Below are 6,154 nucleotides of genomic sequence, written 5' to 3'. Positions count from 1 at the left end.
CTTCCAGAACATCAAGTACTTCGTGAAGTCCACGGAGAAGCAGGCGGCCACCTGGGACGACCTGCCCGCGGACATCAAGAACACCTACGACAAGCTGGGCATCCCGGAGGCCGAGAAGCAGCGCCTCATCGGTGGCGTGGCTGCGCAGTACGAGTCCGAGGTCGTCTACCACCAGATCCGCGAGGACCTGGAGGAGAAGGGCGTCATCTTCGTCGACACCGACACCGGTCTGCGCGAGCACGAGGACCTGTTCCGCGAGTACTTCGCCAGCGTGATCCCGGCCGGTGACAACAAGTTCGCCGCCCTCAACACCGCGGTGTGGTCGGGTGGCTCGTTCATCTACGTCCCGCCGGGCGTCCATATCGACATCCCGCTGCAGGCCTACTTCCGCATCAACACCGAGAACATGGGCCAGTTCGAGCGGACCCTGATCATCGCCGACGAGGGCTCGTACGTGCACTACGTCGAGGGGTGCACGGCTCCCATCTACAAGTCCGACTCGCTGCACTCTGCCGTCGTCGAGATCGTCGTCAAGAAGAACGCCCGCGTGCGCTACACGACCATCCAGAACTGGTCCAACAACGTCTACAACCTCGTCACCAAGCGGGCGACCGCTGCCGAGGGCGCCACGATGGAGTGGATCGACGGCAACATCGGCTCCAAGGTCACCATGAAGTACCCCGCCGTCTTCCTCCTGGGCGAGCACGCCCGGGGCGAGACGCTGTCGATCGCCTTCGCCGGCGAGGGCCAGCACCAGGACGCCGGCGCCAAGATGGTTCACGCCGCGCCCCACACGAGCTCGACCATCGTCTCGAAGTCCGTGGCCCGTGGGGGCGGTCGCACGTCCTACCGCGGCCTGGTCCAGATCCTCGAAGGCGCCCACGGTTCCAGGTCGAACGTCGTCTGTGACGCGCTGCTCGTCGACACGATCAGCCGGTCCGACACCTATCCGTATGTCGACATCCGCGAGGACGACGTCACGATGGGCCACGAGGCGACGGTCTCCAAGGTGTCCGAGGACCAGCTGTTCTACCTCCGCTCGCGTGGTCTCACCGAGGAGGAGGCCATGGCGATGATCGTGCGTGGGTTCGTCGAGCCGATCGCGCGCGAGCTGCCCATGGAGTACGCCCTCGAGCTGAACCGCCTCATCGAGCTTCAGATGGAAGGAGCCGTCGGCTGATGAGCCTTCTGGCCCAGAAGAACCCCACCGCCGGCGAGCACACCGACTCGGCCGCCGCGTTCGTCCCCGACCAGTCCCGCGCCGAGCGCAGGACCTCGTATGCCGTGGACGACTTCGCCGTGCCTGGCGGCCGTGAGGAGGAGTGGCGCTTCACGCCCGTCGACCGCGTGTCCGCGCTGTTCCACCCCGCCCCGACCGAGCCCGACAAGGTCACCATGGAGGTGAGTGCCCCCGCCGGGGTGACCACGACGCAGGTGGCCCCGCGAGCCGCCGGAGTGCTCGTGCCTGCCGACCGCGCGTCGGCCGTGGCCTGGGCCGGCGAGGAGCAGGCGACCATGGTGAGCATCCCGGCCGAGGCCGAGCTCACCGAGGCCGTGACGATCACCATCACAGCCCGGGACCTGGCGCGGCTCAACGGCCACCTGGTCATCGAGGCCGGCCACCACTCCAAGGCCACCGTCGTGCTGACCCACCGCGGGTCCGCCGAGTGCGGCGCCAACGTCGAGCTCAAGGTGGGCGACGGCGCCGACCTCACCTTCGTCACGGTGCAGGAGTGGGACGACGACGCGCTCCACGTCACCCAGAACGACGCCCTCATCGGCCGGGACGCGCGTCTGCGCCACATCGCGGTCACGTTGGGCGGCAAGGTCGTTCGTGTCTCGACGAACGCGCGCTACTCCGGTCCGGGCGGGTCGTTCGAGGGCCTCGGCGTCTACTTCGCCGACGCCGGTCAGCACCAGGAGCACCGCCTGTTCGTCGACCACGAGGCGCCGCACTGCCACTCCAACGTCGAGTACAAGGGCGCGCTCCAGGGCGACAGCGCCCACACGGTCTGGGTCGGCGACGTCCTCATCCGGGCGACCGCCGAGGGCACCGACACCTACGAGCTCAACCGCAACCTCGTCCTCACCGACGGCGCGCGGGCCGACTCGATCCCCAACCTCGAGATCGAGACCGGCGAGATCGTCGGGGCCGGCCACGCGTCGGCCACCGGGCGCTTCGACGACGAGCAGCTGTTCTACCTGCAGGCACGCGGCATCCCCGAGGACGCCGCGCGGCGCTTGGTGGTGCGCGGCTTCTTCGCGAGCATCGTGGCGCGCATCGGCGTGCCCGAGATCTCCGAGCACCTCATGGCGGCCATCGAGGCAGAGCTCGGCGGCAGCTCGCTGTCGGCGCAGGCGGAGGAGGTCGCGTGAGCGCCGCTCCCGAGCTGGTGGAGGAGGGCGCCGAGGACTTCGTGCGCGTCTGCCGCGTCGATGAGCTGCCTGCGGTGGGTGTCGCTGCCGCCGACATCAACGGCACGGTCGTGGCCATCGTCCACGCGAAGGACGGCTCCATCCACGCGGTCGACGACACCTGCAGCCACGCGAACGTCTCGCTGTCCGAGGGCGAGCTGGACGGCTGCACTCTGGAGTGCTGGCTGCACGGCTCGCGTTTCGACATCCGCACGGGTGAGCCGTCGGGTCCGCCCGCGACCACTCCCGTCAACGTCTATCCCGTCAAGGTCGAGGGCGACGAGGTCTTCGTCGGCACGACCCCAACGAACTCCTGAAACCCGCTGAGAGCAGAGGAACGAGCAACCATGAGCACCCTGGAAATCCACGGCCTGACGGTCACCGTCGAGGTCGAGGGCGGCGTCAAGGAGATCCTCCGCGGCGTCGACCTCACCGTGCGGTCCGGTGAGACCCACGCCATCATGGGCCCGAACGGCTCCGGCAAGTCCACCCTGGCCTACTCGATCGCCGGCCACCCCAAGTACACCGTCACCGGCGGCACCGTCACCCTGGACGGCGAGGACGTCCTCGCGATGAGCGTCGACGAGCGCGCGCGGGCCGGCCTCTTCCTCGCGATGCAGTACCCCGTCGAGGTCCCCGGGGTCACGGTGAGCAACTTCCTGCGCACCGCGAAGACGGCCATCGACGGCGAGGCTCCCAAGCTGCGCACCTGGGTCAAGGACGTCAAGGAGGCCATGGGCGCTCTGCGCATGGACCCCGCGTTCGCCGAGCGCAACGTCAACGAGGGCTTCTCCGGCGGTGAGAAGAAGCGCCACGAGATCCTCCAGATGGAGCTCCTCAAGCCCAAGATGGCGATCCTCGACGAGACCGACTCGGGCCTCGACGTCGACGCGTTGCGGATCGTGTCCGAGGGCGTCAACCGCGTCAAGGAGGGCTCCGATGTCGGCGTCCTGCTCATCACGCACTACACGCGGATCCTGCGCTACATCAAGCCCGACTTCGTGCACGTCTTCGTCGACGGCCGCATCGTCGAGGAGGGCGGCCCCGAGCTGGCCGACCGCCTCGAGGCCGAGGGCTACGACCGCTTCGTGGGCGCCTCGGCCTGATGAGCGCGTTCAGCGATCAGGAGCTGGCCCAGATCCGGGCCGGCTTCCCGATCCTGTCCCGCACCGTCCGCGACGGCAAACCGCTGGTCTACCTGGACTCCGGGGCGACCTCGCAGCGGTACGCCGGCGCCCTGGATGCCGAGCGCGTCTTCAGCGAGCAGGTGAACTCCGCGGTCCACCGCGGCGCGCACCAGCTGAGCGAAGAGGCCACCGACGCCTACGAGGGCGCTCGGGCCACGACCGCACGCTTCGTGGGTGGGGCCGACGAGGAGGTGGTGTTCACCAAGAACGCCACCGAGTCGCTCAACCTCGTGGCCTACGCCTTCTCGAACTCCGTTGCAGGACAGGCGAAGGACCCCCGGCTCGACCTGCGCGAGGGTGACGAGATCCTCATCACCGAGATGGAGCACCACGCCAACCTCGTGCCGTGGCAGGAGCTGGCGCACCGCACCGGCGCGACCCTGCGCTGGCTGGGCGTCACCGACGAGGGCAGGCTCGACCTGAGCAACCTCGACGAGCTCCTCACCCATCGCACCAAGGTGCTCGCCTTCACCCACGTCTCCAACGTCCTCGGCACGGTGAACCCGGTCCGCCGGCTCGCCGACGCCGCTCGCGCCGTCGGCGCGCTGACTGTGCTGGACGCCTGCCAGTCGGCCCCTCATCTCGCGCTCGACGTGACCGAGCTCGGTGTCGACTTCGCGGCGTTCTCGGGTCACAAGATGTTCGGCCCGACGGGCGTCGGCGTCCTGTGGGGCCGCAGCGAGCTGCTCCACGCCATGCCGCCGTTCATCACGGGTGGGTCCATGATCGAGACGGTCCGCATGGAGGCGACGACGTATGCCGCGCCGCCGCAGCGCTTCGAGGCGGGTTCGCCCAACTCGGCGCAGGCCGTGGGGCTCGGCGCGGCCATCGACTACCTCGGTGAGCTCGGCATGGACCGCATCGCCGCCCACGAGCACGCCCTGACCGAGCAGCTCCTCGCAGGGCTGGCGGAGCGTCCGTGGGTGCGGGTCGTCGGTCCCGCGACGGCGGTCGACCGTGTCGGCGCGGTGGCCTTCGACGTCCAGGGCGTCCACGCCCACGATGTCGGCCAGGTGCTCGACGACCAGGGTGTCGCCGTGCGGGTGGGCCACCACTGTGCGTGGCCACTGCACCGCCGGATGGGAGTCACGGCGACGACGCGAGCCACGCTCGCGGCATACACCACGCCGGCCGAGGTCGACGCGATGCTCGAGGCCCTCGACCGGGTGCCCGCCGTCTTCGGGGTGGCGAGCTGATGGACCTCTACCAGGAGCTCATCCTCGAGCACTCCAAGCGCCCTCACCACGCCGGGCTGCGCGAGCCCTTCGGCGCCCAGGTGCACCACGTCAACCCCACTTGCGGTGACGAGGTGACCCTGCGGGTCGCCGTCGACGGCAGCGGCTCCGACGCGGTGGTCCGCGACGTGTCCTACGAGGCCGTCGGCTGTTCGATCTCCACGGCGTCCACCAGCGTGCTGACCGACGAGGTGATCGGTCACACCGTCGCCGACGCCCTGGCGACCCACGAGGCGATGCGCGCCATGCTGACCTCCAAGGGTCAGCTCGTCGGCGACGAGGACGTCATCGGCGACGGCGTCGCGTTCGCCGGCGTCTCGAAGTACCCCGCACGGGTCAAATGTGCTCTGCTGGGATGGATGGCGTTCACCGACGCGTTGAACCAGGCGATGAGCCACCCTGAAGTGATCAGCGACAGCGAAGTGAAGGAAGCACGACGATGAGCGAAGTGACCACCCGCCCCAACGTGGCAGACGTCGAGGAGGCCATGCGCGATGTCGTCGACCCCGAGCTGGGCATCAACGTCGTCGACCTCGGCCTGGTCTACGGCATCACCGTCGACGCCCAGAACCATGCCGTCCTCGACATGACGCTGACCTCCGCAGCCTGCCCGCTGACGGACGTCATCGAGGACCAGACCGCCCAGGCCCTCGAGGGGCTCGTCGCGTCCTACCGGGTGAACTGGGTCTGGATGCCGCCGTGGGGTCCCGACAAGATCACCGACGACGGCCGCGAGCAGCTGCGCGCCCTCGGCTTCAACCTCTGAGCACCACCGCCCTCAGGTGACGACCCGGGTCGTCGAGGTCGCGCCCGAACGGCTGGACGGCTGGCTGGAGCGGTTCGCCACGAGCAACGCCGGGCCGGAGCCGCGCCAGCGCCTCGTGACGCGTGATGAGTTCGCGCACGACCCGTTGGCCCTGCTGCTCATCCGCCGCGGCGGGTATGCCGTGGGGCTGGCTCATGGAGCTGCCCTCGCCGAGTCCAAGGTCGGCACCCGACACGTGCAGTCGCGCACGGCCGCCGGTGGGTGGTCCCAGCAGCGGTTCGCCCGCCGCCGGGGCAACCAGGCGGACGAGCTGGTCCGCGCGGTCGCCGACCATGCCGTGCGGATCCTGCCACGCGGCATACCGGCCGGCCTGGTCGTCGGCGGCGACAAGGCGCTGGTCCGTGCGGTCCTGGACGATCCGCGCCTCGCGCACCTCGAAGGGGTGCCGCGCCGCGAGCTCTACGACCTGCCCGACCCCAGGCGCGCCGTGCTCGAGGACGCACTCCGGCGCGGGAGGGCCGTGCGGGTCACCATCGAGGAAGTGTGAGCCT

8 protein-coding genes are annotated in these 6,154 nt (G+C 69.5%); all 8 read left to right on the top strand.

What is annotated here, in order from left to right; all coding sequences use genetic code 11:
* Nucleotides 1-1,180, top strand: a 1,180-nt coding sequence (sufB, locus tag VGN50_RS01535; protein ID WP_327442874.1) for a Fe-S cluster assembly protein SufB, incomplete at its 5' end; no start/stop codon positions are given.
* On the top strand, nucleotides 1,180-2,376 hold the full coding sequence (gene sufD, locus VGN50_RS01530; protein ID WP_327442873.1) for a Fe-S cluster assembly protein SufD: 1,197 nt from the start codon (nucleotides 1,180-1,182) through the stop codon (nucleotides 2,374-2,376). The genes sufB and sufD, both read left to right, overlap by 1 nt.
* On the top strand, nucleotides 2,373-2,732 hold the full coding sequence (locus VGN50_RS01525; protein ID WP_327442872.1) for a non-heme iron oxygenase ferredoxin subunit: 360 nt from the start codon (nucleotides 2,373-2,375) through the stop codon (nucleotides 2,730-2,732). The genes sufD and VGN50_RS01525 overlap by 4 nt, the downstream gene beginning before the upstream one ends.
* 30 nt (nucleotides 2,733-2,762) lie before the next feature.
* Nucleotides 2,763-3,521, top strand: a complete 759-nt coding sequence (gene sufC, locus VGN50_RS01520; RefSeq protein WP_327442871.1) for a Fe-S cluster assembly ATPase SufC — start codon at nucleotides 2,763-2,765, stop codon at nucleotides 3,519-3,521.
* A complete protein-coding gene (locus VGN50_RS01515) occupies nucleotides 3,521-4,798 on the top strand; it encodes a SufS family cysteine desulfurase (RefSeq protein WP_327442870.1) in 1,278 nt (425 codons plus the stop codon). The genes sufC and VGN50_RS01515 overlap by 1 nt, the downstream gene beginning before the upstream one ends.
* Nucleotides 4,798-5,280: a Fe-S cluster assembly sulfur transfer protein SufU gene (gene sufU, locus VGN50_RS01510; protein WP_327442869.1), complete on the top strand. Its 483-nt coding sequence runs from the start codon at nucleotides 4,798-4,800 to the stop codon at nucleotides 5,278-5,280. Before VGN50_RS01515 ends, sufU begins: the two co-directional genes overlap by 1 nt.
* Entirely contained in the window at nucleotides 5,277-5,603 is a 327-nt protein-coding gene (locus VGN50_RS01505) for a metal-sulfur cluster assembly factor (protein WP_154683468.1), read from the top strand. Before sufU ends, VGN50_RS01505 begins: the two co-directional genes overlap by 4 nt.
* A 16-nt stretch (nucleotides 5,604-5,619) precedes the next feature.
* A complete protein-coding gene (locus VGN50_RS01500; protein WP_327442868.1) occupies nucleotides 5,620-6,150 on the top strand; it encodes an acVLRF1 family peptidyl-tRNA hydrolase in 531 nt (176 codons plus the stop codon).
* Nucleotides 6,151-6,154 lie beyond the last annotated feature (4 nt).

Source organism: Pedococcus sp. (assembly GCF_036000045.1).
Lineage (GTDB): Bacteria > Actinomycetota > Actinomycetes > Actinomycetales > Dermatophilaceae > Pedococcus.
The sequence above is the reverse complement of the archived record's forward strand: the minus strand, read 5'-3'. Positions and strand labels throughout refer to the sequence as shown.

Coding starts and splice junctions, on each gene's coding strand:
- sufD (WP_327442873.1), top strand. CDS start 1,180: ATGAGCCTTCTGGCCCAGAAGAACCCCACCGCCGGCGAGCACACCGAC.
- sufC (WP_327442871.1), top strand. CDS start 2,763: ATGAGCACCCTGGAAATCCACGGCCTGACGGTCACCGTCGAGGTCGAG.
- VGN50_RS01515 (WP_327442870.1), top strand. CDS start 3,521: ATGAGCGCGTTCAGCGATCAGGAGCTGGCCCAGATCCGGGCCGGCTTC.
- sufU (WP_327442869.1), top strand. CDS start 4,798: ATGGACCTCTACCAGGAGCTCATCCTCGAGCACTCCAAGCGCCCTCAC.
- VGN50_RS01505 (WP_154683468.1), top strand. CDS start 5,277: ATGAGCGAAGTGACCACCCGCCCCAACGTGGCAGACGTCGAGGAGGCC.